At 70.8% G+C, this 25,705-nt stretch carries 22 protein-coding genes and 1 pseudogene; 15 read left to right on the plus strand and 8 right to left on the minus strand.

The genetic code is table 11. From position 1 onward, the window contains the following. Position 1 precedes the first annotated feature (1 nt). On the plus strand, positions 2 to 784 hold the full coding sequence (locus SACGLDRAFT_RS13080) for a pyrimidine reductase family protein (RefSeq protein ID WP_005465244.1): 783 nt from the start codon (positions 2 to 4) through the stop codon (positions 782 to 784). 83 nt (positions 785 to 867) lie between these two features. Then, complete coding sequence (locus SACGLDRAFT_RS13085) at positions 868 to 2,412, plus strand: alpha/beta hydrolase (protein ID WP_005465245.1); 1,545 nt, start codon at positions 868 to 870, stop codon at positions 2,410 to 2,412. Positions 2,413 to 2,419: 7 nt separating this feature from the next. Here SACGLDRAFT_RS13085 and SACGLDRAFT_RS13090 read toward each other — a convergent pair whose 3' ends face one another. Further along, positions 2,420 to 3,304: an endonuclease/exonuclease/phosphatase family protein gene (locus SACGLDRAFT_RS13090; protein WP_005465246.1), complete on the minus strand. Its 885-nt coding sequence runs from the start codon at positions 3,302 to 3,304 to the stop codon at positions 2,420 to 2,422. Between the two features lie 66 nt (positions 3,305 to 3,370). Here SACGLDRAFT_RS13090 and SACGLDRAFT_RS13095 point away from each other — a divergent pair, with 66 nt between their 5' ends. The 5 genes from SACGLDRAFT_RS13095 (at position 3,371) to msrB (ending at position 7,827) form a co-directional block, all read left to right on the plus strand. After that, positions 3,371 to 4,645, plus strand: coding sequence for an AMP-binding protein (locus tag SACGLDRAFT_RS13095; protein ID WP_005465247.1), 1,275 nt, complete (start codon positions 3,371 to 3,373; stop codon positions 4,643 to 4,645). Between the two features lie 47 nt (positions 4,646 to 4,692). Further along, positions 4,693 to 5,403 carry a TVP38/TMEM64 family protein gene (locus SACGLDRAFT_RS13100; protein WP_157608806.1) on the plus strand — a complete coding sequence of 237 codons (711 nt, stop codon included), beginning with the start codon at positions 4,693 to 4,695 and terminating at the stop codon, positions 5,401 to 5,403. Between the two features lie 171 nt (positions 5,404 to 5,574). Then, a complete protein-coding gene (locus tag SACGLDRAFT_RS13105) occupies positions 5,575 to 7,041 on the plus strand; it encodes a serine/threonine-protein kinase (RefSeq protein ID WP_005465250.1) in 1,467 nt (488 codons plus the stop codon). A gap of 48 nt (positions 7,042 to 7,089) precedes the next feature. After that, entirely contained in the window at positions 7,090 to 7,389 is a 300-nt protein-coding gene (locus tag SACGLDRAFT_RS13110; RefSeq protein WP_005465252.1) for a hypothetical protein, read from the plus strand. A gap of 9 nt (positions 7,390 to 7,398) precedes the next feature. Beyond that, positions 7,399 to 7,827, plus strand: a complete 429-nt coding sequence (gene msrB, locus SACGLDRAFT_RS13115) for a peptide-methionine (R)-S-oxide reductase MsrB (RefSeq protein WP_005465253.1) — start codon at positions 7,399 to 7,401, stop codon at positions 7,825 to 7,827. A 60-nt stretch (positions 7,828 to 7,887) separates the two neighbouring features. On the opposite strand, the gene hemQ is transcribed toward msrB, so the two are convergent. Genes hemQ through hemE form a run of 3 tightly spaced genes read right to left on the minus strand, consistent with a single transcriptional unit; the run spans position 7,888 to position 11,100 of the window. Next, positions 7,888 to 8,580 carry a hydrogen peroxide-dependent heme synthase gene (gene hemQ / locus SACGLDRAFT_RS13120; protein ID WP_005465254.1) on the minus strand — a complete coding sequence of 231 codons (693 nt, stop codon included), beginning with the start codon at positions 8,578 to 8,580 and terminating at the stop codon, positions 7,888 to 7,890. 4 nt (positions 8,581 to 8,584) lie between these two features. Further along, positions 8,585 to 10,042: a protoporphyrinogen oxidase gene (gene hemG / locus SACGLDRAFT_RS13125; RefSeq protein ID WP_005465255.1), complete on the minus strand. Its 1,458-nt coding sequence runs from the start codon at positions 10,040 to 10,042 to the stop codon at positions 8,585 to 8,587. Beyond that, the gene (hemE, locus tag SACGLDRAFT_RS13130; RefSeq protein WP_005465256.1) at positions 10,039 to 11,100 is read right to left on the minus strand and encodes a uroporphyrinogen decarboxylase; all 1,062 of its coding nucleotides are present in this window, start codon (positions 11,098 to 11,100) and stop codon (positions 10,039 to 10,041) included. The genes hemG and hemE overlap by 4 nt, the downstream gene beginning before the upstream one ends. A 96-nt stretch (positions 11,101 to 11,196) precedes the next feature. Between hemE and SACGLDRAFT_RS13135 the strand changes: the two genes are divergently transcribed. The 3 genes and pseudogenes from SACGLDRAFT_RS13135 to SACGLDRAFT_RS13145 all read left to right on the plus strand — a co-directional run bounded on the left by SACGLDRAFT_RS13135 (position 11,197) and on the right by SACGLDRAFT_RS13145 (position 14,227). Next, on the plus strand, positions 11,197 to 11,751 hold the full coding sequence (locus SACGLDRAFT_RS13135; RefSeq protein ID WP_005465260.1) for a DUF3000 domain-containing protein: 555 nt from the start codon (positions 11,197 to 11,199) through the stop codon (positions 11,749 to 11,751). Between the two features lie 450 nt (positions 11,752 to 12,201). After that, a pseudogene (locus SACGLDRAFT_RS13140) lies at positions 12,202 to 12,917 on the plus strand (response regulator transcription factor). Between the two features lie 68 nt (positions 12,918 to 12,985). Next, positions 12,986 to 14,227, plus strand: a complete 1,242-nt coding sequence (locus tag SACGLDRAFT_RS13145; protein ID WP_005465261.1) for a ribonuclease D — start codon at positions 12,986 to 12,988, stop codon at positions 14,225 to 14,227. A gap of 2 nt (positions 14,228 to 14,229) precedes the next feature. Here the strand turns inward: SACGLDRAFT_RS13145 and SACGLDRAFT_RS13150 are convergent, their stop codons facing one another. From SACGLDRAFT_RS13150 to dxs, 3 genes are read right to left on the minus strand one after another with little or no spacing between them, the layout of a single operon-like run. Further along, on the minus strand, positions 14,230 to 15,369 hold the full coding sequence (locus SACGLDRAFT_RS13150) for a sensor histidine kinase (protein WP_005465262.1): 1,140 nt from the start codon (positions 15,367 to 15,369) through the stop codon (positions 14,230 to 14,232). Next, the gene (locus tag SACGLDRAFT_RS13155; RefSeq protein WP_005465263.1) at positions 15,366 to 16,061 is read right to left on the minus strand and encodes a response regulator transcription factor; all 696 of its coding nucleotides are present in this window, start codon (positions 16,059 to 16,061) and stop codon (positions 15,366 to 15,368) included. The genes SACGLDRAFT_RS13150 and SACGLDRAFT_RS13155 overlap by 4 nt, the downstream gene beginning before the upstream one ends. Positions 16,062 to 16,108: 47 nt before the next feature. Next, positions 16,109 to 18,046: a 1-deoxy-D-xylulose-5-phosphate synthase gene (dxs, locus tag SACGLDRAFT_RS13160; RefSeq protein WP_005465264.1), complete on the minus strand. Its 1,938-nt coding sequence runs from the start codon at positions 18,044 to 18,046 to the stop codon at positions 16,109 to 16,111. Between the two features lie 192 nt (positions 18,047 to 18,238). On the opposite strand from dxs, the gene SACGLDRAFT_RS13165 reads away from it, so the two are divergent. Next, positions 18,239 to 19,795, plus strand: a complete 1,557-nt coding sequence (locus tag SACGLDRAFT_RS13165; RefSeq protein ID WP_005465265.1) for a GMC family oxidoreductase — start codon at positions 18,239 to 18,241, stop codon at positions 19,793 to 19,795. A gap of 22 nt (positions 19,796 to 19,817) precedes the next feature. Here SACGLDRAFT_RS13165 and SACGLDRAFT_RS13170 read toward each other — a convergent pair whose 3' ends face one another. Continuing rightward, positions 19,818 to 20,534 (minus strand): FadR/GntR family transcriptional regulator, encoded by a 717-nt coding sequence (locus tag SACGLDRAFT_RS13170; RefSeq protein ID WP_005465266.1) that lies wholly within the window; start codon positions 20,532 to 20,534, stop codon positions 19,818 to 19,820. Positions 20,535 to 20,629: 95 nt separating this feature from the next. Here SACGLDRAFT_RS13170 and SACGLDRAFT_RS13175 point away from each other — a divergent pair, with 95 nt between their 5' ends. The 4 genes from SACGLDRAFT_RS13175 to SACGLDRAFT_RS13190 all read left to right on the plus strand — a co-directional run bounded on the left by SACGLDRAFT_RS13175 (position 20,630) and on the right by SACGLDRAFT_RS13190 (position 25,595). Then, the gene (locus SACGLDRAFT_RS13175; protein ID WP_005465267.1) at positions 20,630 to 21,151 is read left to right on the plus strand and encodes a gluconokinase; all 522 of its coding nucleotides are present in this window, start codon (positions 20,630 to 20,632) and stop codon (positions 21,149 to 21,151) included. 48 nt (positions 21,152 to 21,199) lie between these two features. Continuing rightward, positions 21,200 to 22,588, plus strand: coding sequence for a GntP family permease (locus SACGLDRAFT_RS13180; RefSeq protein ID WP_005465269.1), 1,389 nt, complete (start codon positions 21,200 to 21,202; stop codon positions 22,586 to 22,588). 108 nt (positions 22,589 to 22,696) lie between these two features. Then, entirely contained in the window at positions 22,697 to 23,293 is a 597-nt protein-coding gene (locus SACGLDRAFT_RS13185; RefSeq protein ID WP_005465270.1) for a TetR/AcrR family transcriptional regulator, read from the plus strand. A gap of 91 nt (positions 23,294 to 23,384) precedes the next feature. Continuing rightward, on the plus strand, positions 23,385 to 25,595 hold the full coding sequence (locus tag SACGLDRAFT_RS13190) for an MMPL family transporter (protein ID WP_005465271.1): 2,211 nt from the start codon (positions 23,385 to 23,387) through the stop codon (positions 25,593 to 25,595). Positions 25,596 to 25,705: the final 110 nt, after the last annotated feature.

Genomic DNA, 25,705 nt, shown 5'->3' on the forward strand with positions numbered 1-25,705 from the left:
GATGACTGTTGTGCACCGGCTTCTGCCTCTCCCGGAGAATCTCGCGACCCCGGAACCCGTCACCGACGCGGAGCTCGAACGCCTCTACGACTATCCGGACCGGCTGACCCGCCCGTGGGTCCAGGTCAACTTCGTGGCCTCGGCCGACGGCGCCGTGGCCGTAGCGGACCGCTCCGAGGGCCTGTCCCACCCCGCCGATAAGCGCGTCTTCGCGCTGGGACGCGACCTCGCCGACGTGATCCTGGTGGGCGTGGGCACGGTGCTGGCCGAGGGCTACCGCGGGGTGAGGCCGCGAGAGTTGCGGGTGGAGCGCCGCAGGCGACTCGGGCTGAGCGAACTTCCGCCCATCGCGGTGGTCACGGGCTCGTGCCGCCTCACCCCGAACGACCCGATCGTGACCGACACCACGGTGCCCCCCATCGTCGTCACGACCACCTCGGCCCCGGCCCGCCGCAAGGCCGACCTGGCCGCCGCCGGGGTGGACGTCGTCGAAGCGGGCACCGAGACCGTCGATCCCCGGCTCGCGCTCGCCGCCCTGGCCGAGCGGGGACTGCTGCGCGTCAACTGCGAAGGCGGACCTCAGCTGTTCGCATCCCTGATCGCCGCCGATCTGGTCGACCAGCTCTGCCTCACCATCGCGCCGCTGTTGGCCGGCGCGGGCCCGGACCGCATCGCGGCGGGGACACCGAGTTCGCTGCCCCGGTCGCTGCGCCTGGACTCGGTGCTGCACGAGGACGGCTTCCTCATGCTGCGCTACCGCAGGATCGAACTCCCCCGGTCGTGAGGCCCCGCTCACGACCGCCTCACCGACGCCATGCCAAGGTTGACGGCGAGGAAGGTCAGCCGCAGGAAGTGAGGACCGGTTCCGTGCCACGCCGTGGTCGCGCTCGCCGCCAGCTCGTCACAGCCGTCCTGGTCGGACTGTGCGCGGCGAGTTGCACGGCGGGACCGTCGTCCCGCCCCGCCGTGCTCGAAGGCGAGAACGCCCCCGCCCCGGCCTCCGACACCGAGGACTCGCCCAACGTGCCGCTGCCCGACCTCGCCGAGCCGAGGAACTCCTCCCTGGCGTGGGAGGACTGCGACCCCGACCTGCTGGACGGTCTCGACGTGGCCGACTCGCTGCCGGTGTCCTGCGCGCGGATCACGCTCTCGCTCGACGCCCCCGGCCTTCCGGGGCTCGGCCTCACCCGGATCGGGCTGACGAAGGTGGGCACCGGGCGCATCCCCCTGGTGGTGGTCAACGACGTCGGCGGGGAACCCGGCACCCGGTACGCGGTGCGCCTGGCCGAGACCCTGCCCGAGGACGTGCTGTCGACCTTCTCGCTCATCGGGGTCGACCGCCGGGGCACGGGCATCTCCGAACCGGTGAACTGCATCCCCCAGCCCGAACGCGAGACCCTGCTGGCGCACGACCCGACCACCACGGTCGAGCCGCTCCTCGACGCGGCGAGGACGGCGGGACAGCAGTGCGCGATCGCCCTGGAGGACGTCCAGACCGCCTACGACAGCTGGCGCACCGCGGGGGATCTGGAGGAGCTGCGCGTGCAGCTCGGCGTCGAGCGGCTCAACATCCTCGGCCACGGCGACGGCTCCGTCCCCGCCGCCTACTACGCCTCCCGGTTCCCCGCGCACGCGGGCCGGATCGTGCTCGACGGCGTGCCCGACCCCTCCTCCGACACGGCCTCCGTGCTCTCGGACGTGGCCGCGAGCGCGGAGGCCACGCTCGACGAGTTCGCCGCCGACTGCGCCCGCCGCAACTGCCCCTTGGGGGAGGACGCCCGCGCGGCCGTGACGGAGCTGATCGACGACGCCCGCGCGAGGCCACTGCGCATCGACGACCACCGGGTGAGCGCCACGCTCGTGCAGCGCGCAGTGCTGTCGGGGCTTTCCCAGCCCGCGCGCTGGCCGGAGCTCGCCGACGCCGTCGCCGCCGCCCGGCAGGGAGACGGCGGCCCCCTGTTCGCGTTCGTTTCGTCCTGGGTCGACGACACCGACTACCGCGTTCCGCGGATCGACGGCGTGCTCGTGACCCACTGCAACGACACCGCGACCCGGCTTCCCACCGACCAGCTCCGCGAGACCTCCCGCAAGCTCGGCACCGAGCACCCCGTGTTCGGCCCGATGCTGGCCCAACAACTGGTGTGGTGCGGGCCGTGGCCGAACCGGCAGGAGGACGTCCCGGACCTCGGGTCTCCCGAGGCCCCGCCGATCCTGGTGCTGAGCACCGCCACCGACCCGATGACGCCCGAGAAGGGCACCATCCGGGCGGTGGAGCGGATGCCCGGCGCCGTGCGGGTGGCCTGGCAGGGCGCGGGACACGGCGCGCTCGGCTCCCCGTGCATCGGCGAGGAGGTCTCGGCGTTCCTCGTGGACGGCGAGGTGCCGAGGGACGGGACGCTGTGCCCGGCGTGACCGCCGGTCAGCGCAGCAGCAGGGTGGCCACCACGGGCCGGTGGTCCGACGCCGTCGCGGCGGGCACGGACGCGTTCAAAACCCGCACCGGACCGGCCACGGTCACGTAGTCGATCCGCTTCACCGGCTCGTCGGCCGGGAAGGTGAGCCCGCCGTCCCGAGCACCCCAGGCGTCACGCGCGTAGGTGAACAACGGCGCCAGCTCCGGAGCGTCGGGTTCGGCGTTGAAGTCGCCGAACAGCACCTGGCGCGCGCCCGGTGGGTCCCGACGCAGCACGTCCACCGTCTCCTCCACCTGCTGCCGCCGCACCGTGGGATCGGGCCGGAAGTCCAGGTGGGTGTTGTAGATGTGGACGAGCGTGCCCCGGACCGACACGACGACCTCGGCGAAGCCCGGCGCGGGCCGCGGTTCGGCGTCCGGGTCCACGGTGGACCAACGGGTGATCTCGTGGTTGGTCGCCGACAGGATCGGGTGGCGGCTCAACACGGCCACGCCGTAACGGCGCCGCTTCGTGTGCCCCGGCTCCGGGTCGAGGTCGTAGATCGGTGCGAAGTAGGCGGACATGCCCGTCAGCCGGGCCAGCTCGGCGACCTGGTCGGCGTAGTCGCTGCGGTCGGCCCAGTAGACGTCGACCTCCTGCAGCGCCACGACGTCGGCTCGGGCGGCGCGGATCGTGGCGGCGGTTCGTCCGAGATCGAGGCGGCCGTCCACCCCGATGCCGGTGTGGATGTTGTAGCTCATCACGCGCAGCACCGCGGCGGAGGCGGTCGCCGCCGACGCGGGCGTGGGGAGAGTAGTCAGCAGGAGCGCCACGACCGCCGCGATCACCCCGAGCGGCGACGCGAACCGCCGGACACGGAACGGATCGGAAACGACACGTTGGGTCAACATGTCTAGACCATAGTGCTCCGGAGGTGGTCTTGACTGAACAGCGGACAGATGTTTCGCTGACCCTCGGTGAACCTTCTGTCGTTGCTCGCAGGTCAGACCAAGCGCGACCCGCACGCCCTCATCGCGATCGACGCCGATCCCGACCAGCCGCAGCATGTCAGTCGCTCGGAACTGTGGCGCCGCACACTCCAGTTGCGTGCCGACCTCGCTACGGCCGGTGTCGGACGCGGTGACGGCGTGCTCGTCGTGGTGCCCGCGTGGTCGTCGGTGCTGGACTGGCACGTCGCGACCGCCTCGCTCGGCGCGTACGTCGTGTGCGCCGCGCCCGGTAGCTCGGTGGGCGAACTCGCCGACGTGCTGCGCCGCGTACGGCCCAGGGTCGTGGCCGCGCCGTTTCCCTGGACCGGCCGCGAGACCCTGCACGAGGCCGTCCGTCGCTGCGAACCGCTCGGGGTCGTGGCCCCGACCGTGGCCGTCGTGACGGAGCCGGGTCGCGTCCCGCCGGTCGACCCGTCGCCGTACGACGTCGGGGCGGGCGCGTGGCTTCCGAGCGCCCCCACCGTGGGAATGCCGATGCCACGGACCCACGGCGACGAACTCGCCGTGGCCTTCCTGCCCGAGTTGGCGGCACACCGCGAGTCCACCCTCGTCCGGCATGCCATCGACAACGCCGACGCACTCGGCCTCGCCGGTGACGACGTGGTGCTGTGCGCGTGCTCGGTGACCGACCCGGTGTGGCCGGCCTTCGCGTTCGCCGCCGTCGCCGCCGGGGTCACCTGCCTGCTGGAACCCTCCCCGACCGCGGAGTCGGTGCTCGCCGACGTCACGCGCTTCGGCGTCACGCACGTCGCCGCCGACGCCGCGCTGGCGCGAGCCCTCGTCGACCCCGCCGCGCGGCCGGCCAAGGACGTGTCGTCGTGGCGCTGGCTCGGGGTGACGGGCGACCCGGCCGCGATCGCGGACGCGGTGCACCACGCGGAGCGGGCCTTCGACCTGACCGCCACGGCGCTGTACTCCTCACCGGGGCTCTACGGCCCCGTGGCCCTGTGGCCCTCGACCACTGCCCCGGAGGTACGAGGCCGTGCGGGCGGCAGACCCGTGGGCGACGGGGTGGAGGTACGCGTCGTCGATCCCGCCACGGGCTCCCCCGTGGCGCCGGGCCACCCCGGTGAGATCCAGGTGCGGGGCCACGTCGTCGTCGACTCCTTCCTGGGCGACCCGGACGCCCTGCCCCAACGCCGCACTCCCGACGGCTGGTTCTGCACGGGGGACATGGGCACGCTCGCCCCCGACGGTGGCCTGCGACACACCGGCCGGGTCACCGCGGGCAGCCGGGACTGACCGGGACCGGCCACCACGCCACGGGGCCGTCCCCTCGGTCGTCTACGGTGGTCGCCGTGCGTAGACCGGCCGGGGTGTTCGTGGGACTCGTCGTACTCGGTGCCCTCGCCGTCGCCGCCGTGCTGGTGCCGCTCCCCGGCCCCGCCCAGGTCCGCCAGTGGGCCGAGAGCCTCGGCGTCCCCGGCGTGGTGGCGTTCTTCGTCGCCTACTCCGTCCTCACGGCCGCCCCCGTTCCCCGCACGGTGTTCAACCTCGCCGCGGGTCTGCTGTTCGGGGAACTCGTCGGCGTCTCGGTCGCCCTGGTGGCGACGGTGCTCTCCGGTCTGCTCGGGTTCCTGCTCGCCCGCGCGCTGGGCCGCGACGTGGTGGTGCGACATCTGCACCGCAAGCCGGTCAGGACGGTCAACGACCGACTCTCGGGCGGTGGCGTGCTGGCCGTGGCCTCCCTGCGGCTGATCCCGGTGGTGCCGTTCGCCCCGCTCAGCTATCTCTGTGGGGTCTCGGCGCTGCCCCCGCGGCCCTACCTGATCGGCACGGCGATCGGGAGCCTGCCGGGCACCGTGGCGGTGGTCGTGCTCGGTGACGCCCTCACCGGCACCACGCCTCCCGCGCTGGTGGCCTGTTACGCGGTCTTCGCGGTTCTCGGCGCGCTGGGACTGTTGAAGGCGGTGGGACGGACGAAAGAGAAAACCGTTGCGGCAGCAAAGGAAACGGAATCGAACGCGGAGCCGACGCGTGTCGAATCGCCCGGCGGTTGACGTCGACGCCCGCGACGGGACCGCTACACTCATCCGAGTGCGGAGATCACAGTTTTTCCCGCACGCGCAGCTTGTCACGATCACGGAACGTAACCGAGGAGTAGTGCCATCAACACCGGTCAATTGATCGCAGGTCACTATCGCCTCGTCGAGCACATCGGAAGCGGTGCCATGGGCATCGTGTGGCGTGCGATCGACGAGCGCCTCGAACGCTCCGTTGCCGTGAAACAGATCATCGCGCAACCCGGCCTCTCCGAGGCCGAGCGCGACACCATGCGACAGCGCGCCATGCGGGAAGCTCGCAACGCCGCCCGGTTCCAACACCCCAACGCGATCGTGGTGTTCGACATCGCCGAGCACGAGGGGGACCCGTGCCTGGTGATGGAGTACCTGCCGTCGCGGAGCCTGTCGGCGATCCTCGTCGAGCACGAGACCCTGCCGGTCCCGGAGGTCGCGCGCATCGGCGAGCAGGTGGCCTCGGCGCTGATCGCGGCCCACCGCGCCGGCATCGTGCACCGCGACATCAAGCCGGGCAACATCCTCATCGACGACAACGGCGTTTGCAAGATCACCGACTTCGGCATCTCGCGCGCCACGGGCGACCTCACCCTCACGCAGACCGGCCTCATCGGCGGGACCCCGGCCTACCTTGCTCCCGAACTGGCCAGGGGCGCCGACCCGAAGCCCAGCTCCGACGTGTTCGCCCTCGGCGCCACGCTGTACCACGCGATCGAAGGCGTGCCCCCGTACGGGGACAACACCAACCAGCTCGCGCTGCTCTACGCCGCCGCCAGCGGCAAGATCAACCCCCCGCAACAGGCGGGGCCCGCCACCGCGCTGCTGATGCGGCTGCTCAGCCCGGAACCCGAGGACCGGCCGAGCATGACGGAGGCCCGCGACAAACTCGCCCAGTTGGCCTCCGGGCAGTCGAACGTCGCGACCGCCATCGCGCCGCCCCCGGCGCCGAAGGAACAGACCCGTGAGATGGCCGCCACGCCGGCCGCTCCGGCGAGCCCGCCGCCGTGGCGCCGCGACAAGTCCCCGGAACCGGTTCCGCAGACACCGGCCGGCTCGGCCGCCCCGGCCCCGGCGAGTGCCTCGGCCGCCCCCGGCGACCCGTCGGAGGGCGGCACGCGGAAGAACCTGATCTTCGGAGCCGCCGCCGTCGTCGTGCTCGTCGTCGCCGCGGGCCTGGTGATCGTGCTGACCAACAGCGGCGACGAGACTCCGCCCCCGGCGGGCCCGAGCACCTCCCAGTCCTCCAGCGCCGCGCCGAGTTCGGCCCCCCCGACCACGGCCAGCAACACGGGCGGCAACGTGGCGTGGGGCTCGGCGGGACAGCTCGTGGTCGACTACTTCGGGGACCCGGCGGACGAGTGGAACCTGCTGCATCCCTCCGTCCAGGCCCTGTGGCCCAACGAGGACGCCTACGAGGAGTACTGGGAGTCCAAGGACGTGCAGTACGCCAAGAGGGCGACGGCGTACAAGCACGCCAACAACGAGGACGGCTCCGTGGACATCTCGGTCATCGTGGTCACGGGAGGCGGCGAGCAGCTCGTCTACGTCCGCGTCGTCGACCAGGGGGGAAAGCTCCTCATCGGCAGCGACCCCCGGCTGGAGAACAACCAGCAGCTCTGATCCGCCCGTTCCCGTGGCAACGGGCGCGACGTGGCTTACCGTGGAGGTATGGCCGAGAACCCGGGCGCCGAGCGTCATCCCCGCTTCGACGACGACCTCGTCGGGCTCGACCCGGACGACCCCGAGGCCCGCGCGTTCGCCGAGCACCTCGACCGCATGCAACGCTGCGAGCCGACGTTCACCGTCGAAGGGTCGCTGCGCGGCGTGGCGGACTTCGCCGAGGGCAGCAACCGGGCCAGCGGATTGCGTTGGTGGATCGCCGCGCTCATCGCCTGCCTGATCATCGTCGGCGTGCTCGTCAGCGCCTGGGACATCGTGGTCGATCTCCTCGCGTGGCTCGCGAGGTAGCCTGGGAGTATGGAGTCCGGCACCGAAACGACACCGAAGGTCGTCAAGACCGAGCAGGAGTGGCGCGCCCAGCTCAGCCCCGAGGAGTACGCGGTACTGCGGCAGGCCGCCACCGAACGCCCCTTCACCGGTGAGTACAACGACACGAAGACCGAGGGCGTGTACGAGTGCCGGGCGTGCGGGGCCGAGTTGTTCCGCAGTGACACGAAGTTCGAAAGCCACTGCGGCTGGCCCTCGTTCTACGATCCGGCCGACTCCGACGCCGTGCTGCTGCGGGAGGACCGTTCCCTGGGCATGGTGCGCACGGAGGTGTTGTGCGCGTCGTGCCACAGCCACCTCGGGCACGTCTTCGAGGGCGAGGGCTACGACACGCCCACCGACCAGCGGTACTGCATCAACTCGATCGCGCTGCGCCTGGTGCCCACCGAGAAGGGCTGACGGCGACAAGGCTGACGACCGGGCCGCCGAGGCGTCATACCCCGGCGGCTCGCGTCCTGCTCACGGCAGGTTGAGCACCAGCTCGCTCGGCTGCACGCGGGTCCCCGTGTAGAAGGGAGTCTCGACGCGCACGTGCCGCCGCGCGTCGGTGGCCCGCAGGTGCCGCATCAGGTCGACGATGCGGTGCAGTTCGTCGGCCTCGAACGCGAGGATCCACTCGTAGTCGCCGAGCGCGAAGGACGCCACCGTGTTCGCGCGCACGTCCGGGTAGTCGCGCGCTTCCTTGCCGTGCTCGGCCAGCATCCTGCGCCGTTCCTCGTCGGGCAGCAGGTACCACTCGTAGGAGCGCACGAACGGGTACACGCACACGTACTTGCGCGGCTCCTCCCCCGCGAGGAAGGCCGGAATGTGGCTCTTGTTGAACTCGGCGGGACGGTGCAGGGCGAACTGGCTCCACACGGGCGTCGAGACCCGCCCCAGCGGGGTGCGGCGGAACCCGGTGTAGGCGGATTGAACCTGCTCGACCTCCTCGGCGTGCCACCAGATCATGTAGTCGGCGTCGGCACGCAGCCCGGACACGTCGTACACGCCCCGCACCACGACACCCTTGCCTTCGAGGGCGTCGAGGTACTCGGCGGTCTCCGAGGCCGCCTGCCCCCGGTCCTCACCCAGCTTTCCCGGCTCGACCCGGAAGACGGACCACGCCGTGTAACGAATGGTGTTGTTCAGCTCGTCGTAGTTCAACCGCGCCATGGTCCTATCGTCCCACCACTCGAAGCGCCGCGGCTGTTCCGGTGGCCACACATGCGGGGATGCCCACACCGTGCAGGGCCGCGCCCGCGACCGCGAGCCCGTCGAGCCGCGCGACGGCCCGTTCGATGCGCGCCACGCGCTCGGCGTGCCCCACGCCGTACTGCGGCAGCCCCCCACCCCAGCGCATGACGTAGGTGTCCACCGGCTCGGCGGTGATGCCCGTCAGCTCGGCCAGGTCCGACCGCACCCGTGTGACGAGGACGTCGTCGGCCACCTGCAACGACCGGGCCTCTCCGAACCGGCCCACGGACCCGCGGACCAGCAACGGGCCGCCCTCCTCGCCGTGGTGGGCCCACTTCCGCGCCGAGAACGTGAATGCCTTGGCAGTGAACCGGCTGCCGTCCGAGCGAAGCTCACGCTCCCCGATCAGCACCCCCGACGTGGGCGGGAGTTCGGTCCCCGGCGGCAACGCCAACGCGACCACCGCCATCGAGGCCAGTTCCATCTCGCCGTACGCGGCAGCGGCCTCGGGGGCGACGGAGGCGAGCAACCGGCTCGCCGCGGGCGGCGGGACCGCCAGCACCACCGCGTCGGCCTCCAGATCCGCGTCGAGCGGGACATGGGCCTCCGCGGCGGCGCCCAACCGCAGCCGCCACCCGCCGCCGGGACGGCGGTGCAGCTCGCGCACGGGCTGGCCGAGCCTTAAGTCGGCGGCGCTGCTCTCCACGAGCCGGTCGACGAGGTCGCCGAGGCCGCCCCGCAGTGTCGCGAACACCGGTGCCGCGGGTTCCGTATCCTGCGTCCGCTTCCGCGGCATCGTGCTCGCCACGGCCTCGGTGAGCGACGACGCACCCGCGTCCACGGCGGCGGCGACGGCGGGCAACGTGGCGCGCAGTCCCAGACCGTCCGCGCCCCCCGCGTAGACGCCTCCCAACAGCGGGTCCACGATCCGCTCGACGAGCTCGTCCCCGAACCGCTCGCGCAGCAGACCGCCCAACGACACGTCGTGCTCGGGCAGCCTCAGCGGCGGCGCGGACGCCTCCTCGGCCACCGCCCGGACGCCCTCGGGGGTCAACAGGTCGGCCACGGCGTCCGCCGACGCCGGGATCCCCATCATCGTTCCCTTGGGCAGCGGCAGCGTCCGGCCGAGCGCCCGCACCGAACCGGACGCCGAAGTGGGATGCACCATCCGGTCGCCGAGCCCGACCTCGCGCATGAGCCCCACCGCCTCGGGCCGCCTGGCGAGCACGGCTTCCGCCCCCACGTCGAAGCGACGTCCGGCCAGCGACACGGTCCTGATCTTGCCGCCGGGCACGGACGCCGCGTCGCACACCGTGATCCGCGCGTCGGGGCCGAGTTCGACGCGAAGCCGCCACGCGGCGCTGAGGCCCGCGATGCCCGCGCCGACCACGACCACGTGACGCGGTCGGGCTCGTTCCCCGGTCTTCCCGTTCTCCGTCACAGGCTGTGCACCAGCTCCACGATTCGTGTCAGTACGTCGGGGTCGGTGTCGGGCAGGACACCGTGCCCGAGGTTGAAGACGTGGCCCGCCGCGGCCCGCCCCTCGGCGACGATGCGGCGTACCTCCGACTCGATCACCGGCCACGGCGCCGCCAGCAGGGCCGGGTCCAGGTTGCCCTGCACCACCGGGGTGGGCTCGCCGGACGCGGTGAGCCGCCGCACGGCCTCGGCAAGCGACAGCCGCCAGTCCACACCCACGACGTCGGCCCCCGCGTCCCGCATGGCCGGGAGCAGTTCCGCGGTGCCCACACCGAAATGGATGCGCGGCACGCCGTAGTCGGCCACGCCCTGCAGCACCGTGGCCGAGTGCGGCAGCACGAACTCCCGGTAGTCCCGCTCCGACAGCGCTCCGGCCCAGGAGTCGAAGAGCTGCACGGCGTCCACACCGGCGTCCAACTGGGCCCGCAGGAACGTCAGCGTGATCCGCGCGAGCGCGTCCGCGAGCGCGTGCCACAGCTCGGGGTCGCCGTGCATGAGCGCCTTCGTCCGGGCGTGGTGCTTGCTGGGCCCACCCTCGATCAAATACGACGCGAGGGTGAACGGGGCCCCGGCGAACCCGATCAGCGGCGTCTCACCGAGCCGCTCCACCAGCAGCCGCACGCCGTCGGTGACGGGACGTACTCGCTCGGGGTCGAGTTCGGGAAGGGCGTCCACGTCCGCCCGCGACCGCACCGGGTCGGCCACGACGGGTCCGGTGCCCGCCACGATGTCGATGTCCACGCCCGCGGCGTACAGCGGCACCACGATGTCGCTGAACAGGATCGCGGCGTCCACCCGGTGCCTGCGCACGGGCTGGATCGTGATCTCGGTCAACATCTCGGGGTCGAAACAGGCCTTCAGCATGGGCACGCCCTCGCGGAGCTGCCGGTATTCCGGAAGGGACCGCCCGGCCTGACGCATGAACCACACGGGCACGTGCGCGGGCTTCCCGCCCCGCGCGGCGACGAGGAACGGCGCGTCGGTAAGGGCGCGACGAGCCGACGCAGAAGAAGTTGTCATCACGACAATCGTGCCATGTCGGTCCGAAGGGGCCGCTCCCGGCGCGCCTGTCCCCGTACGGACGGCGACGCACCTTACAGTCGAGTGGTGACCGCGATGACCGAGACGCCCGAGGAGTTCCGTGCCGCCGTTGCCGCGTTGCGCTCCGTGACTCCGCGGCCGGAGGTGACGCTGGAGCCGATCAAGGCTCCCCAGCGGTTGGCACCGTGGGCGTTCGCCCTCGCGGCGGAGACCACCGGCCCCGGCGACGTGCCCGCGATGGGACGTCTCGTGCTCCTGCACGACCCCGAGGGACAGGAGGGCTGGCACGGCGTGTTCCGGCTCGTCGTCTACATGCGGGCGGAACTCGACGCCGAACTGGCCACCGATCCGTTCCTGCCCGCCGTCGGCTGGTCGTGGCTCACCGACGCGCTCGACGCCACGGGAGCGGACTGGACCGCGTTGGGCGGCACGGTCACCGAGACGTCGTCGGCGCGATTCGGTGACATCGCGGAACCGACCCGGACCGACGACATCGAACTGCGAGCCTCGTGGACACCGACGAGCACCGACCTTCGACCGCACGGTGAGGCCTTCTCGATAGCGCTGTCGCACTACGCGGGCCTGCCGCCGGTCGGAGTGACCGTGTTCGGCCGACGGCGCGACGACTGAACCACCCGCGATCATTCCCGAAACCGTTTCGGTGGCGCTTTTTCACTCGCCGACTCTTCCCTTACGTAAGGGAAGACCACGGGCGAACCGGCCTTCACTCCGCGGCCGCCGCACGCCTCGCCGCCACGGGACGAAAGCGGGTCGCGGGACCCACCAAAACCCGCCTGCACAGGGCAAATGCACGCGCGTTCGACGAGCGAGAACTTTTCTACATCGTCCACGCTGAGCAATGTGTTAACCACCTTCCGTATAAGAACCCGAATGCGCTATAGAGGAGGTGGTGAGCTGTTACCCGATAGGGATAGATCCGCGGTGAATGTCCCCACTGGCCCACCTGGACGGCTAGAGTGCTTTCGACGACACCACTTTCGGTCTAAAGCTGGCGCGGCTGATTGGCCGAAAGTCCCGGTGCCGGTCGGGGGGCACGACCGACTCCAGGGAGGTAGTGACGTGGCTACCGTCGGCTTTACTCAGGCCGTTCGATCCACGCCAGCCGGCTCGTTGCCGGCGAGCATGGTCCCGCACCCGCGGGAGGAACTGTTTTCTGTGTTGGTGGTCGACGACCACCCACTGTTGAGGGAGGCGATCGCCGCACGACTTGCGCAGATGGGCGCGGGCACGGTCCACGAGGCCGCGAGCGTCGCCGAGGCGAGGGCGAGGGCGGCCGCAACCGGGCCGTGCGATCTCGCGATCCTCGACCTCGGGTTGCCCGATGGCAGCGGCATCGAGCTGGTCACGGAGCTTCGGAGCAGTGGCTGGCCCCGTGTCGTGGTCCTCGCGTCGTCCGACGACCCGTACGCCGTGCGTTCGGCGTTCCAGGCGGGCGCGCAGGCCTATCTGCTGAAGTCCGCGTCGCCGGTGGTGGTCACCGACGGCGTACGGCGGGTGCTGGAGGGAGGTGTCTACGCCGATCCCAGCGTCGCACCCGTCCTGGCCACCGGAACTCGGGTGGCGGTACCGACAACACGCCGCGCGAGCTGTCCGCTCGCGAGGTGGAGGTGCTCCAGCTCGTGGCCGATGGCCAGTCGAACAAGGAAATCGGTGAGGAGCTCAACCTGTCCGCGCTGACGGTGAAGTCCCATCTGTCGCGGATCGGGCGCAAGCTCGGAACCGGCGATCGGGCGCAGATGGTCGCACTGGCCATGCGCGCGGGCGTCATCCGCTGATCTCATCTCAAGGCTCTACGGGACGGGCGAGCCGGGCGCGGTGGACCCGTCCCGTAGGGTTCACAAACGTGGACAACGCAGATCAAAGCTCCGACGTACCGGAGGACTCTGCGCCTCTTCTGCTGACGGAACCGGCCGAAGGCACCCCTGACGTCATCGCCGATCCCGACACGCTGCGTGCGGCGTGCGCCCGGCTGGCCGAGGGCAGCGGCGCGCTCGCCGTGGACACCGAACGTGCTTCCGGCTATCGGTACTGGCCGAAGGCCTACCTGGTCCAGATCAGGCGCGAGGGTGCCGGCACGTTCCTGATCGACCCCATCGCCCTTCGCAACGACCTCGCGCCCCTGGCCGAGGTGATGAAGGACGTCGAGTGGGTCCTGCACGCGGCGTCGCAGGACCTGCCCTGCCTCGCCGAGCTGGGGCTGCGCCCGCCGTCGCTGTTCGACACCGAGCTCGCGGGACGACTCGCGGGCCACCAACGGGTGGGGTTGGGCACGCTGGTCGAGGAGTTGTTGGGCTACCGGCTGGAGAAGGGCCACAGCGCCGCCGACTGGTCGCGCCGCCCGCTGCCGATCGACTGGCTGAACTACGCGGCGCTCGACGTGGAACTGCTCGTCCCCCTGCGCGACAAGCTCGAAGCCGAGCTGGCCGCGGCGGGCAAGCTGGAATGGGCTCTCCAGGAGTTCGAGGCCGTCCGCACGGCCGAACCGCCGGCCCCACGTCCCGAGCCGTGGCGCCGCACCTCGGGCATCCACAAGATCCGCACTCCGCGCGGCCTCGCCGCCGTGCGGGCCCTGTGGGAGGCGCGGGACGAATTGGCCCGCAAGCGGGATCGCGCACCCGGCCGCATCCTGCCCGACAGCGCGATCATCAACGCCGCGCTCGCCGACCCCCGCTCCCCCGCGGAACTGCAGAAGCTTCCGGTGTTCGGCGGCCGGGTCCAGCGGCGCTACACCACCCGCTGGCTCAGACAACTACATCTCGCCCGGACCCTGCCCGAAGCGGACCTGCCGAGCACCACCGTCGCCCACGACGGACCGCCCCCGCCGAACCGGTGGGCGGACAAGGACCCGGACGCGGCGGCCCGGCTCGCCGCCGCGCGGACGGCGTTGGCCGAGATCGCCGAGCGGCATCGCGTGCCCGTGGAGAACCTGCTGCTGCCGGATCTGCTGCGTCGCACCTGCTGGCGCCCGCCCTCGGACACCTCGCGGGAGTCCGTGGCGGCGGTCCTGACGGCAGGCGGGGCCAGGCCGTGGCAGGTGGAGTTGACCGCCGAAGCGCTCAGCGAGGCACTGCGCGCCCGCGCCTGAGGTCACCGAGCGGCGGGCAAGCGCACCTCGACCGCGAGCCCGCCACCGGGAACGGGTTCGGCCCGCACCGACCCCCCGTGGGCCCGCACGGCCGCCTGGACGATCGACAACCCCAGGCCCGCGCCGGTGCGAGCGGTTCGGGCGACCCCGGCCCTGCGGAACGGTTCGAACAACTCGGCCACGGTCTCGGGTTCGACGACACCGCCGGACGACCGCACGGTGAGCACCACCCACGGACCGTCTCCGGGACGCACGGTGGCCTCGATCCACCCGTTCTCGACATTGTGGGTGACGCCGTTTTCCAACAGGTTCCCGGCGACGCGTTCCAGCAGGGCCGGATCGCCGACCGTCTCCGCCTCGCCGAGGTCGAACCGGGCGGTGACGCCTTTGCGTTCGGCATTGGCCTTGACCGCGCGCCACGCGCTGTCCACGACCTCGGTCAGGTCCACCCGCTCGGTCACCGCGAGTTCCGTGCTGTCGGTGCGGGCGAGCAGCAACAGCGAGTTCACCAGACGTTCGGCACGGTCGGTCGCGTCCCGCACCACGCCCGCCATCCGACGCAGTTCCGCCTCGTCGGCCTCCTCGTCGGACAACGTCACGTCCAACTCGGTACGAATGACCGCCAAGGGGGTACGCAGCTCGTGACTGGCGTTGGCCACGAAGTGCCGCTGGGCCTCGAAGGCCGCCTGGAGACGGTCGAGCATGGCGTCGAAGGTGCGGGCGAGTTCGGCCAACTCGTCACGGCTGCTGACCTCGCCGATACGCTCGCCCATCGACTCCACCGACAGTCGCCGGGCGGTGTCGGTGATCTCCCGCAACGGCCGCAGCACGCGGGAGGTCAACGTCCACGCGAGAATGCTGCCCGCCGTCACCACGAACACGAACGCGGTGAGGCCCGCCGCCACCATCCGTTCGCGTGCCTGCTCCCGCAGATGGTCGGCGAGCACGGACGCCTCCACGTCGACGCCGTCCACCTGCACGAGCGTTCCGGGCGGAAGCTGGGGCACGGCGGCGACCGAGTCACCGACGAGCCGCCATGCCAACCACAACAGGACCACGCTCACAACGGCGACGAGCGAGGTCGCGAGCACGGTGATGCGGGCGCGCAGTGTTCGCGCGGGAAGAGCGGTGCGGCGAATCACCGATCCAGCGAAGCAGACTCCGCCGAAGCGCCCGCACCGGGCACCCGGTACCCCGACCCCACCACGGTCTCGATGATTCCGGGCTCACCGAGCTTTTTGCGCAACGTCATCACCGTGACCCGGACCGTCGTGGTGAACGGGTCGGCGTTTTCGTCCCAGACGCGCTCCAGCAGTTCCTCACTGCTCACCACGGCCCCCTTGGCCGCCAGCAGCACCTCCAGGACACCGAACTCCTTACGCGTGAGCTCGATCGGACGCCCCGCCCGGTGCACCGTGCGCTTGGCCGGGTCCAGTTCCACGTCGTCGGCCACGAGCACCGGCGGAGTGGCGGGCGTGGCCCGCCGCCCCAGCGCCCGCACTCGCGCCACCAGCTCCGGGAAGGCGAAGGGCTTGGCCAGGTAGTCGTCGGCCCCGAGGGACAGTCCCTCGACGCGATCGGACACCGAACCGCTCGCGGTGAGCATGAGCACCCGTGTCAGCTCACCCGAGGTCACGATCTCCCGGCACAGGTCGTCGCCCGACATGCCCGGCAGGTCCCGATCGAGCACCACCACGTCGTACCGGGTGATGGACGCCTTCTCGTGGCCCTCGTCGCCGTTGAGCGCGACGTCGACCGCCATCCCCTCGCGCCGCAGACCGCGTGCGACCGCCTCGGCCAACGGCGCCTCATCCTCAACTACCAATACGCGCACGTGAACACCGTGTCACAGTTCCCTGAGAGGAATCTGATGGCACACCCCTAGTCGCGAGGTGTGTCCACCGCCTCTTCCGTGGTCTCCTTCACGTTCTCAGTGTCCTGCGCGGTGTCGCCGAGCCGACCCGCGGCCCACTCCGTGACCCTGCGCGCCACATCCTGCGCGGTGAGGCCGATGCCGGCCAGCACCTCCTCGCGCGTGCCGTGCTCCAGGAACCGCTGGGGAATCCCGAGGTCGCGCAACGGCACGTCGCAGTCGACGTCGCGCAGGGCGGCGGCCATCGCCGACCCGAAGCCGCCGTGGCGTCCGTTGTCCTCCAGCGTGACGACGAGCCGGTGGGACTCCGCCAACGACACCAGCTCCTCGGGGACGGGCAGCACCCACCGCGGGTCGACCACCGTCACGCCGATGCCCTGGTCGGCCAGCCGGTCGGCGGCGGCGAGCCCGAGCCGGGCGAAGGCCCCCACGGTCACCAGCAGCACGTCCCGGCGCTCGTCGCCGCGCAGGACGTCCACGCCACCGACGCGGTCGACGGCGGGCACCGACTCCACGACGCCGCCCTTGGAGAACCGCAGCGCGGTGGGACCGTCGGAGATCTCCACGGCCTCGCGCAGTTCCTCGCGCAACGTCTGCGCGTCCCTGGGCGCGGCCACCCGCATGCCCGGCACCATGCCGAGCAACGACAGGTCCCACATGCCGTGGTGGCTGGGGCCGTCCGGCCCCGTGATGCCCGCGCGGTCGAGCACGAGCGTGACGGGCAGGCGGTGCAGTGCCACGTCCATGAGCACCTGGTCGAACGCCCGGTTGAGGAAGGTGGAGTACACGGCCACGACGGGGTGCAGGCCACCCATCGCCAGCCCCGCGGCGGAGGTGACGGCGTGCTGCTCGGCGATACCGACGTCGTACCAGCGGTCGGGGTAGGTCTCGGCGAACGAGTGCAGGCCCGTGGAACGCAGCATGGCCGCCGTGATGGCCACCACGTCGTCGCGCTCCGCCCCGATCTTGACGAGTTCGTCGCCGAACACCGAGGTCCAGCTCAGCCCCTTGGCGGGCGGCTTGCCGGTGTGCGGGTCGATCGGGTCGGTCTGGTGCATCTGGTCGGCCTGGTGGTTCACCGCGGGCGCGTAGCCGTGACCCTTCTCGGTGACGGCGTGCACGATCACCGGGCCGCCGAACGCCTTGGCGCTCTGCAGTGCCTTCTCCAGGGCCGCCAGGTCGTGCCCGTCGACCGGACCGATGTACTTGAGGCCGAGGTCGGAGAACATGACCTGCGGGCTGAGCGCGTCCTTGATGCCGGCCTTGGCCGCGTGCAGGGCGGTGTAGAGCGGCTTGCCCACGACCGGGGTGTTCTGCAGCAATTCCTTGCCGCCGTCGAGCAGGCGCTCGTAACCACGGCGCAGGCGCAGCGACGCGAGGTGCTCGGCGAATCCTCCGATGGTCGGCGAGTACGAACGGCCGTTGTCGTTGACGACGATGACGACGGGACGCTCCCGGTCGGCGGCGATGTTGTTCAGCGCCTCCCAGCACATGCCACCGGTCAACGCACCGTCACCGACGATCGCCACGGCGTGCCGACCGAGGCCCGCGAGCTGGTAGGCCTTCGCCAACCCGTCCGCATACGACAAAGCCGTGGAGGCGTGGCTGTTCTCGATGAAGTCGTGCTCACTCTCCGCACGCGCCGGGTAGCCGGCGATCCCGCCCCGCTGGCGCAGCCGGTCGAAATCACGGTGCCGACCCGTGACGATCTTGTGCACGTACGACTGGTGACCCACGTCGAACAGCAGGGCGTCCTTCGGGGAGTCGAACACCCGGTGGACGGCCAGAGTGATTTCCACGACACCGAGGTTGGGTCCGAGGTGACCGCCCGCCCTGCGCACCTTCTCCACGAGGAAATCCCTGATCTCCCCGGCCAGCACGCTCAACTGGTCGTGGTCCATTCGTTTGAGGTCAGCCGGCCCGTGCACGGACTCCAGCAACGTCACACTCCACCTCGCTCGCCGTCGTTCTCGCTGCCTCGTTCTGCTTAGTCTAGGGAGGTCTCCGACCGCAGCCCACCTTCGGGCAAAGCGCTGCCGCGAAGACCGGTACGCCGGATACTGGTCTCGTGGCGGCAGCGGCGCCGCCGTGTCGCGGTGCCGGAAGTCCCACGAGGCGAGCGGACGAGAGGAGTCCCCATGCCACGGGAATTCGATTACGTCGTCGTCGGTGGTGGGACGGCGGGGGCGGTGGTCGCGGCCCGATTGTCCGAGGATCCGGACACCTCCGTCTGTCTGCTGGAGGCGGGGCCATCCGATGTGGACGACCCCGCGATCCTGCGGCTCGACCGGTGGATGGCGTTGTTGGAGTCCGGATACGACTGGGACTACCCCGTGGAGCCGCAGCGGAACGGCAACTCCTTCCTGCGACACGCCAGGGCGAAGGTGCTCGGTGGCTGCTCCTCGCACAACTCGTGCATCGCGTTCTGGGCTCCGGCCGAGGACCTCGACGAATGGGCGTCGCTGGGACTGCCGGGGTGGTCCGCCGCCGACCTCTTCCCCCTGTTCCGGAGGCTGGAGAACAACGACGCTCCCGGAGACCACCACGGTCGGAACGGACCGGTGCGCATCCGCTCGATCCCCCCTCACGACCCGGCGGGCGTGGCGCTGCTGGAGGCCTGCGAGCAGGCAGGTATTCCCAGAGCCGAGTTCAATTCGGGCACCACGGTGACCAACGGCGCCAACTGGTTCCAGATCAACGCGTTCGAGGACGGCACGCGGGCGTCGTCGTCGGTGTCCTACCTGCACCCCGTGATGGGCAGACGTCCCAACCTGGAGGTCCGGACCGGGGTACGTGCCAAGCAGCTGACCTTCGACGGGCTGCGGTGCACCGGGGTGGACATCCTCACCGAGGACCTCGTCCACAGTGAACACGTGGCCGCGCGCGGTGAGGTGATCGTGAGTTGCGGGGCCATCGACAGTCCAAAATTGCTTCAACTCTCCGGGATCGGCCCAGCCGAGGAACTCGCGGGCTTCGACATCGACGTGCTCGTGGACTCCCCCGGAGTCGGCCGTAACCTCCAGGACCACCCCGAGGGCCTGGTCCAGTGGGAGGCCCGCAAACCGATGGTCGAGGAGTCGACCCAGTGGTGGGAGATCGGCGTCTTCACCACCACCGAACCGGGGCTCGACCGACCCGACCTGATGTTCCACTACGGTTCCGTGCCCTTCGACCTCAACACCCTCCGGCACGGATATCCGACCACGGAGAACGGTTTCTGTCTCACGCCGAACGTCACTCGGGCGCGCTCCACCGGCACGGTGAAGCTGCGGACCCCCGATTTCCGGGACCGGCCGAAGGTCGACCCGTGTTACTTCACCGATCCCCACGACATGCGGGTGATGACGTACGGCATCCGGCTGGCCCGCCGCATCGTCTCCCAACCGGCGATGCGGGAGTGGGCCGGTGCGGAACTCGCGCCGGGGCCGGAGGCGCAGACCGACGAGGAGCTCGCCGACTACATCGTCAAAACCCACAACACGGTGTATCACCCGTCGTGCACGGTGAAGATGGGGCCGGCCAGCGATCCCTTCGCCCCGTTGGACGAACGGCTGCGGGTGCGCGGCGTGGAACGACTGCGGGTGGTCGACGGGTCGGTGATGCCGTTCCTGGTGGCGGTCAATCCGTGCATCACCACCATGGCCATCGGGGAGAAGGCCGCGGACATGATCGTCGAGGACGCCAAGCGGCGGTGAGGCCCGCCGGACGTGGCCGACCTCACCGCCGCCACAGCGGCAGCATCGCGTCCCGGACCTCCGCCAGGAGTTCGGTCATGGCCGCCTCGGCGACGTCCGGCTCGCCCCGCGCGACCGCCTTCGCGACCCGTTCGTGGAGGTCGAGCGCCTCGGGCACGGGCTGAGGAGGCATGAGACCGAGATGCGTGCGTCCGCGCAGGACCGCGGCCACGACGTCGGACAGGGCCCCGAACATCTCGTTGCCACACGCGCGCAGCAACAGCGTGTGGAAGGCGACGTCCCGCTCCATGAACTCGTCGAGCCGACCCGCCTCCCCGAGTTCGCGCATCTGCGTGGCCAGGTCGACGGCCCGCGCGCGTTCGACGGCCGAAGCACTCCGCGCCGCGGCGGCGGCCGCGAGCGGCTCCACCGCGATCCGCAGTTCGGTGAGCGAGCGCAACTGCTCGTCGCGGCCGGGGCCGGAAAGCCGCCACCAGATGACCCTCGGGTCGAACACGTTCCAGCTCGACCGGGGCTGGACGGTGATGCCGACGCGCCTGCGGGATCGCACCAGGCCCATCGACTCCAGGACGCGCACGCTCTCGCGGGCGACCGTCCGGGAGACGCCGAACCGCTCCTGAATGCGATCGAGAGTGAGCACGTCACCGCAGGCGAGTTCGCCGCTGGTGATGTCCGAACCGATCGTGTCCAGCACGGTGTTGTGCAGGACCTCCGCCCCCACCTGTGGTTCAACGCTCACGTGTCGACCCTATCCCCCCACCACGCCTTCACACGGCTCCATAAATGGTGCTATCTTTCGCCGCTAAAAGTAATACCTTTTAACCGAGGAGCGCCATGAATGCCACCTGTGTGGTGGTGATGGGTGTGTCCGGCGCGGGCAAGAGCACCATCGCCCAGCACCTCGCGGAGAAACTCGGCTGGCCGATGGCCGAGGCCGACGAGTTCCACCCACCCGCCAACATCGAGAAGATGTCCGCGGGCACCCCGCTCACCGACGCCGACCGGGCACCCTGGCTGGCCTCACTGCGCGACTGGATCACCGAGCACGCCGAGTCGGGCGAGAACACCGTCGTCACATGCTCGGCGCTGAAGCGGTCCTACCGCGACCTCCTCCGACAGGCCCGTGCCCGAGTGCGGTTCGTGCATCTCGCGGGGGACGCGCCCGTGATCAGGGAAAGGCTGTCGGCCCGCGCGGGCCACTTCATGCCGCCCTCCCTGCTGGACTCCCAGTTCGCCGACCTCGAACCACTGGGCGCCGACGAGGACGGCGTCACCGTCGATCTCGGACAGCCCCCCGAGCGGATCACGGAGTTCGCTCTCGCCCAGCTCGGCCTCCGCCCCCGACCGGGACGGTAGGCGCCCTGCGGAACCCCTCCCCACCCCCGACAAGCAACGGAGCTTCGGATGAACACCGACGAGTGGACGCAAACCCTCGGTACGGCCCCGCTACTGGGCATCGCCGCGGGAGCGGTCGTCGTCCTGCTGCTGCTCATCATCACCCTGCGGGTGCACGCCTTCCTGGCACTCGTGGCGGTCAGTCTGGCGACCGCGTTCGCCACCGGCATCCCCGCCGACCGGGTCGTGGACACGCTCACCGAGGGGTTCGGATCGACCCTGGCCAGTGTGGCGCTGCTGGTCGGCCTCGGCGCCATGCTGGGCAGACTGCTGGAGGTGAGCGGCGGGGCCCAGTCCCTCACCGACGCACTGGTTCGGCGGTTCGGCGAGAAACGGGCCCCGTTGGCGCTCGGCATCGCCTCGCTGCTCTTCGGTTTCCCGATCTTCTTCGACGCCGGTCTCGTGGTGATGCTGCCGATCATCTTCTCGGTGGCCCGCCGGCTCGGCGGCGGCGTGCTGCGCTACGGCCTGCCCGCGGCGGGCGCGTTCTCGGTCATGCACGTCTACGTGCCGCCGCACCCCGGTCCCGTCGCGGCGAGCACCCTGCTGGGGGCCGACGTCGGCCTGGTCATCGCCTTCGCCGTGGTGCTCGCGATCCCCACCTGGTTCCTCACCAGCTATCTCTACGGCGTGTGGGTGGGCAAACGCATCGTGCTGCCCGTCCCCGAGCTGTTGCGGGGCAAAGACGACGACATCGAGTCCGACACCGAGCCCCCGAGCCCCGGCACGGTCATCGGCCTCCTGTTGCTGCCGCTGGTGCTGATCTTCGCCAACACCGGGCTGAGCACCGCTGCCGAAGCGGGATGGATCGACCCCGAGGCGGGCTGGCTCGACATCGCCGTCGCCCTCGGGTCCACGCCGGTGGCCCTGCTGATCACCGTGTTCGTCGCCATGTACGTGCTCGGGACTCGCCGCGGCCGGGGCAAGGACGTGGTGGAGCGGCTGGTGGACTCCGCTCTGGGGCCCGTGTGTTCGATCATCCTCATCACCGGCGCCGGGGGCATGTTCGGTGGCGTGCTGCGGGCCAGCGGGATCGGTGACGCGCTGTCGAGCACGCTGGCGGACCTCGGCCTCCCGGTCATCGTGGCCGCCTACGTCATCGCCACGGTGCTGCGGATCGCGCAGGGCTCGGCCACGGTCGCGCTCACCACGGCCGCCGGCCTGGTGCAACCGCTCGTGCTCGGCGGCGGATTCGGCTCCGTCGAGGTCGTGGCCATCGTGCTGGCCCTGGCCGCCGGGTCGGTGACGGCGGGCCACGTCAACGACTCCGGCTTCTGGCTCGTCGGCCGGTTCTTCCAGATGGACGTCAAGACGACGTTCAAGACCTGGACCGTCATGCAGACCACCATCGGCCTCGTGGGCTTCGGCTTGGCATCCGTGCTGTACCTGTTGGCGTAATCACCCCGTGCGGCCCCGTCGTCGGCGGGGCCGCACGGTGTCACCGGGGTGGGACGTGGCTACACTGGCAGAAGTACGAAACAGTTTCGTTTCTGTGTGGAGTCCAGCATGCCCGCCCAGGCGCCCTCGGCACCCCGTCGTACCCGGCTCACGCCGGAACGCGAACGGGAGCTGTTCACCGCCGTGGTGGACCTCGTCCGTGAACACGGCTACGAAGCCCTGACCATGGACGCCGTCGCGGCCCGGACCAAGGCGAGCAAGGCGACCCTCTACCGACAGTGGGAGAGCAAGCCGAAACTCGTCGCGACCGCCCTACGGCATCTGGCGGGCACCGCGCCCTTGGATGTGGACACCGGTTCCCTGGCGGGCGACCTGCGCCGGATAGCTCACGAGTTGATCACCCACGCCACCGAGGACACGGCTCTGCTCAACGGGTTGGCACACGCCGTGACCAAAGACGCCCAACTGTGGGAGGCGCTCCACGAGCTTCACATCCGGCCCGGACTGCAATCGCTGGACGCCGTGGTGAACCGCGCCATCGCACGAGGCGAACTGGCTCCCGACAACCCGGCGAAGGACTACATCGTGCACCTGCTCCTCGGAGCCCTCGGCACCCGTCGGCTCATCGAGAACAAGGACATCGACGCCGAGTACATGGAGGGCTATCTCGACGCGGTGGTCTTCCCCGCACTCGGCATCTCCTGACCCACCGTTCCCCTCCTCCCTCGACCGAGGGACCGGGGACCTTCGCCACCCATTTTCCCGTCCCCACCGACCGACCAGGAGTTCTCCCCGCATGGCCACGATGCTGTATCGGCTCGGCCGTTTCGCCTTCCGGCGACGCGGCTTGATCGCCGTGCTCTGGGTACTGGTGCTCGCCGCCGCGGGCGGCGCCGCCGCGACCTCGTCCTCGACGGCCTCCACCACGATCTCGATTCCCGGAACGGAAGCCCAGCAGGCGTTCGAGCTGCTGGAGGAACGCTTCCCCGGCAGCAGTCCCGACGGCGCCACCGCACGGGTGGTCTTCCAGGCCCCCGAGGGCGAGCGACTCTCCGACCCGGAGAACCGAGCCGTCATCGGCGACATCGTCGCCGACCTGGCCGAAGGGTCGCAGGTCCAGCAGGCCGTCGACCCCTTCCAGGCTCAGACCGTCAATCGCGACGCCACGATCGCCTACACCCAGGTCACCTACAACACCTCGCCGCTGGAACTCACCGACGAGACCCGCGACGCGCTCGAAGCCGCGGCCGAGACGGGACGCGACGCCGGCCTGACCGTGGAAATCGGTGGTAACGCGCTGCTGACGCTCCCGGAGACCGGGGTCACCGAGGTCATCGGTGTGATCATCGCCGCCGTCGTGCTGCTGGTGACTTTCGGCTCCCTCGTCGCCGCCGGACTCCCGCTGGCCACCGCACTCGTCGGGGTCGGCATCAGCGTGTCGATCATCACGGTGCTCACGCAGACCTTGGAGCTCGACAGCACGACGCCGATCCTGGCCACGATGATCGGCCTGGCCGTCGGCATCGACTACTCGCTGTTCATCGTCTCCCGCTACCGCGCCGAACTCGCCGAGGGCCGCACGCCGCTGGACGCCGTCGGACGCGCGACGGGCACCGCCGGCTCCGCCGTCGTCTTCGCCGGCCTCACCGTGGTCATCGCGCTGGCCGGGCTCGCCGTGGTCAACATCCCCATCCTCACGAAGATGGGTCTCGCCGCCGCCGGTGCGGTCGTGCTGGCCGTGCTCGTGGCGCTGACCCTCATCCCGGCGCTCATCGGCATGGCGGGCAAGCACATCCTGCCGCGTAAGCAGCGCAAGAGCGACACCCCCGCCAACGGCGAGGACAAGCCCGGTGCGGGCACCCGCTGGGCCCGCTTCGTCCTCCGCCACCGGGTGGTCGTGCTGCTCCTCGGTGTCGTGGCCCTCGGCGTGATCGCGGTCCCCGCGACGGACCTCCAGCTCGGCCTGCCCGACGACGGCTCCAAGCCCACCGACACCAGCCAGCGCAGGGCCTACGACCTCATCTCGGAGGGCTTCGGGCCGGGCACCAACGGACCGCTCGTGGTCGCCGTCGACGCACGCGGCAGCGAGAACCCGCAGGCCGCCGTCGAGGCCACCGGTGCGACGCTGCAGGGGCTGGACAACGTCGCGATCGCGACCCCGCCGACGTTCAACCGGGACGGCGACACGGCGATGATCACGGTCATCCCCATGTCCGCCCCCAGCAGCACCGAGACCGAGGAACTGGTCCACGCGATCCGCGACGAGGCGAGCGACATCGCCGACTCCACCGGCGCGCGGGTGCTCGTCACCGGCCAGACCGCGATGGGCATCGACGTCTCGCAGAAGCTCGACGACGCCCTGCTGCCCTACCTGCTCCTGGTGGTCGGCCTCGCCTTCGTCCTGCTGGTGATCGTCTTCCGGTCCATCCTCGTCCCGCTCAAGGCCGCGCTCGGCTTCCTGCTGTCGGTCGTCGCCGCCCTGGGCGCCGTGGTGGCGGTCTTCCAGTGGGGCTGGCTCGCCGACCTCTTCGGCGTGGAGCAGACCGGGCCGATCATGAGCCTCATGCCGATCTTCCTGGTCGGCCTGGTGTTCGGGTTGGCCATGGACTACGAGGTGTTCCTGGTCACCCGCATGCGGGAGGCGTACGTCCACGGCGAGACTCCCCGGGAGTCCATCGTCACCGGCTTCCGCCACGGCGCCCGCGTGGTCACCGCCGCCGCGTTGATCATGATCAGCGTGTTCGCGGGCTTCGTCGGCTCGTCCGAATCCATGATCAAGATGATCGGGTTCGGCCTGGCGATCGCCGTGCTGTTTGACGCCTTCGTGGTCCGTATGACTATCGTGCCCGCGGTACTGGCCGTGCTCGGCAAGGCCGCGTGGTGGCTTCCGAAGCCTCTGGACAAGGTCCTGCCGAACGTCGACGTCGAGGGCGAACGTCTGCAGCAGCGGCTGGCCGAGTCCGATGAACGGGAGGACCGGAAGGAGACGGTCGGCAGTCGTTCCTGACGACGGCCGACGCCCGAGGTCGCCATCGGGGGCGTGACCTCGGCCGCACCGCGGCCTATCGGGGCCGAGACGACCGCGGTGCTCCCATCGGGCCGGTCCGGCGAACCCCA

Origin of the sequence: Saccharomonospora glauca K62 (assembly GCF_000243395.2) — a bacterium.
GTDB classification, from domain to species: Bacteria; Actinomycetota; Actinomycetes; order Mycobacteriales; family Pseudonocardiaceae; genus Saccharomonospora; species Saccharomonospora glauca.

Excerpts from the sequence above, each read along its gene's own strand:
- SACGLDRAFT_RS13185 (WP_005465270.1), top strand. The coding sequence starts at position 22,697 with ATGCCCGCCCAGGCGCCCTCGGCACCCCGTCGTACCCGGCTCACGCCG.
- SACGLDRAFT_RS13175 (WP_005465267.1), top strand. The coding sequence starts at position 20,630 with ATGAATGCCACCTGTGTGGTGGTGATGGGTGTGTCCGGCGCGGGCAAG.
- SACGLDRAFT_RS13180 (WP_005465269.1), top strand. The coding sequence starts at position 21,200 with ATGAACACCGACGAGTGGACGCAAACCCTCGGTACGGCCCCGCTACTG.
- SACGLDRAFT_RS13090 (WP_005465246.1), bottom strand. The coding sequence starts at position 3,304 with ATGTTGACCCAACGTGTCGTTTCCGATCCGTTCCGTGTCCGGCGGTTC.
- SACGLDRAFT_RS13110 (WP_005465252.1), top strand. The coding sequence starts at position 7,090 with ATGGCCGAGAACCCGGGCGCCGAGCGTCATCCCCGCTTCGACGACGAC.
- SACGLDRAFT_RS13105 (WP_005465250.1), top strand. The coding sequence starts at position 5,575 with ATGGGCATCGTGTGGCGTGCGATCGACGAGCGCCTCGAACGCTCCGTT.
- SACGLDRAFT_RS13080 (WP_005465244.1), top strand. The coding sequence starts at position 2 with ATGACTGTTGTGCACCGGCTTCTGCCTCTCCCGGAGAATCTCGCGACC.
- SACGLDRAFT_RS13165 (WP_005465265.1), top strand. The coding sequence starts at position 18,239 with ATGCCACGGGAATTCGATTACGTCGTCGTCGGTGGTGGGACGGCGGGG.
- SACGLDRAFT_RS13135 (WP_005465260.1), top strand. The coding sequence starts at position 11,197 with ATGACCGAGACGCCCGAGGAGTTCCGTGCCGCCGTTGCCGCGTTGCGC.
- hemE (WP_005465256.1), bottom strand. The coding sequence starts at position 11,100 with ATGACAACTTCTTCTGCGTCGGCTCGTCGCGCCCTTACCGACGCGCCG.
- hemQ (WP_005465254.1), bottom strand. The coding sequence starts at position 8,580 with ATGGCGCGGTTGAACTACGACGAGCTGAACAACACCATTCGTTACACG.
- msrB (WP_005465253.1), top strand. The coding sequence starts at position 7,399 with ATGGAGTCCGGCACCGAAACGACACCGAAGGTCGTCAAGACCGAGCAG.
- SACGLDRAFT_RS13190 (WP_005465271.1), top strand. The coding sequence starts at position 23,385 with ATGGCCACGATGCTGTATCGGCTCGGCCGTTTCGCCTTCCGGCGACGC.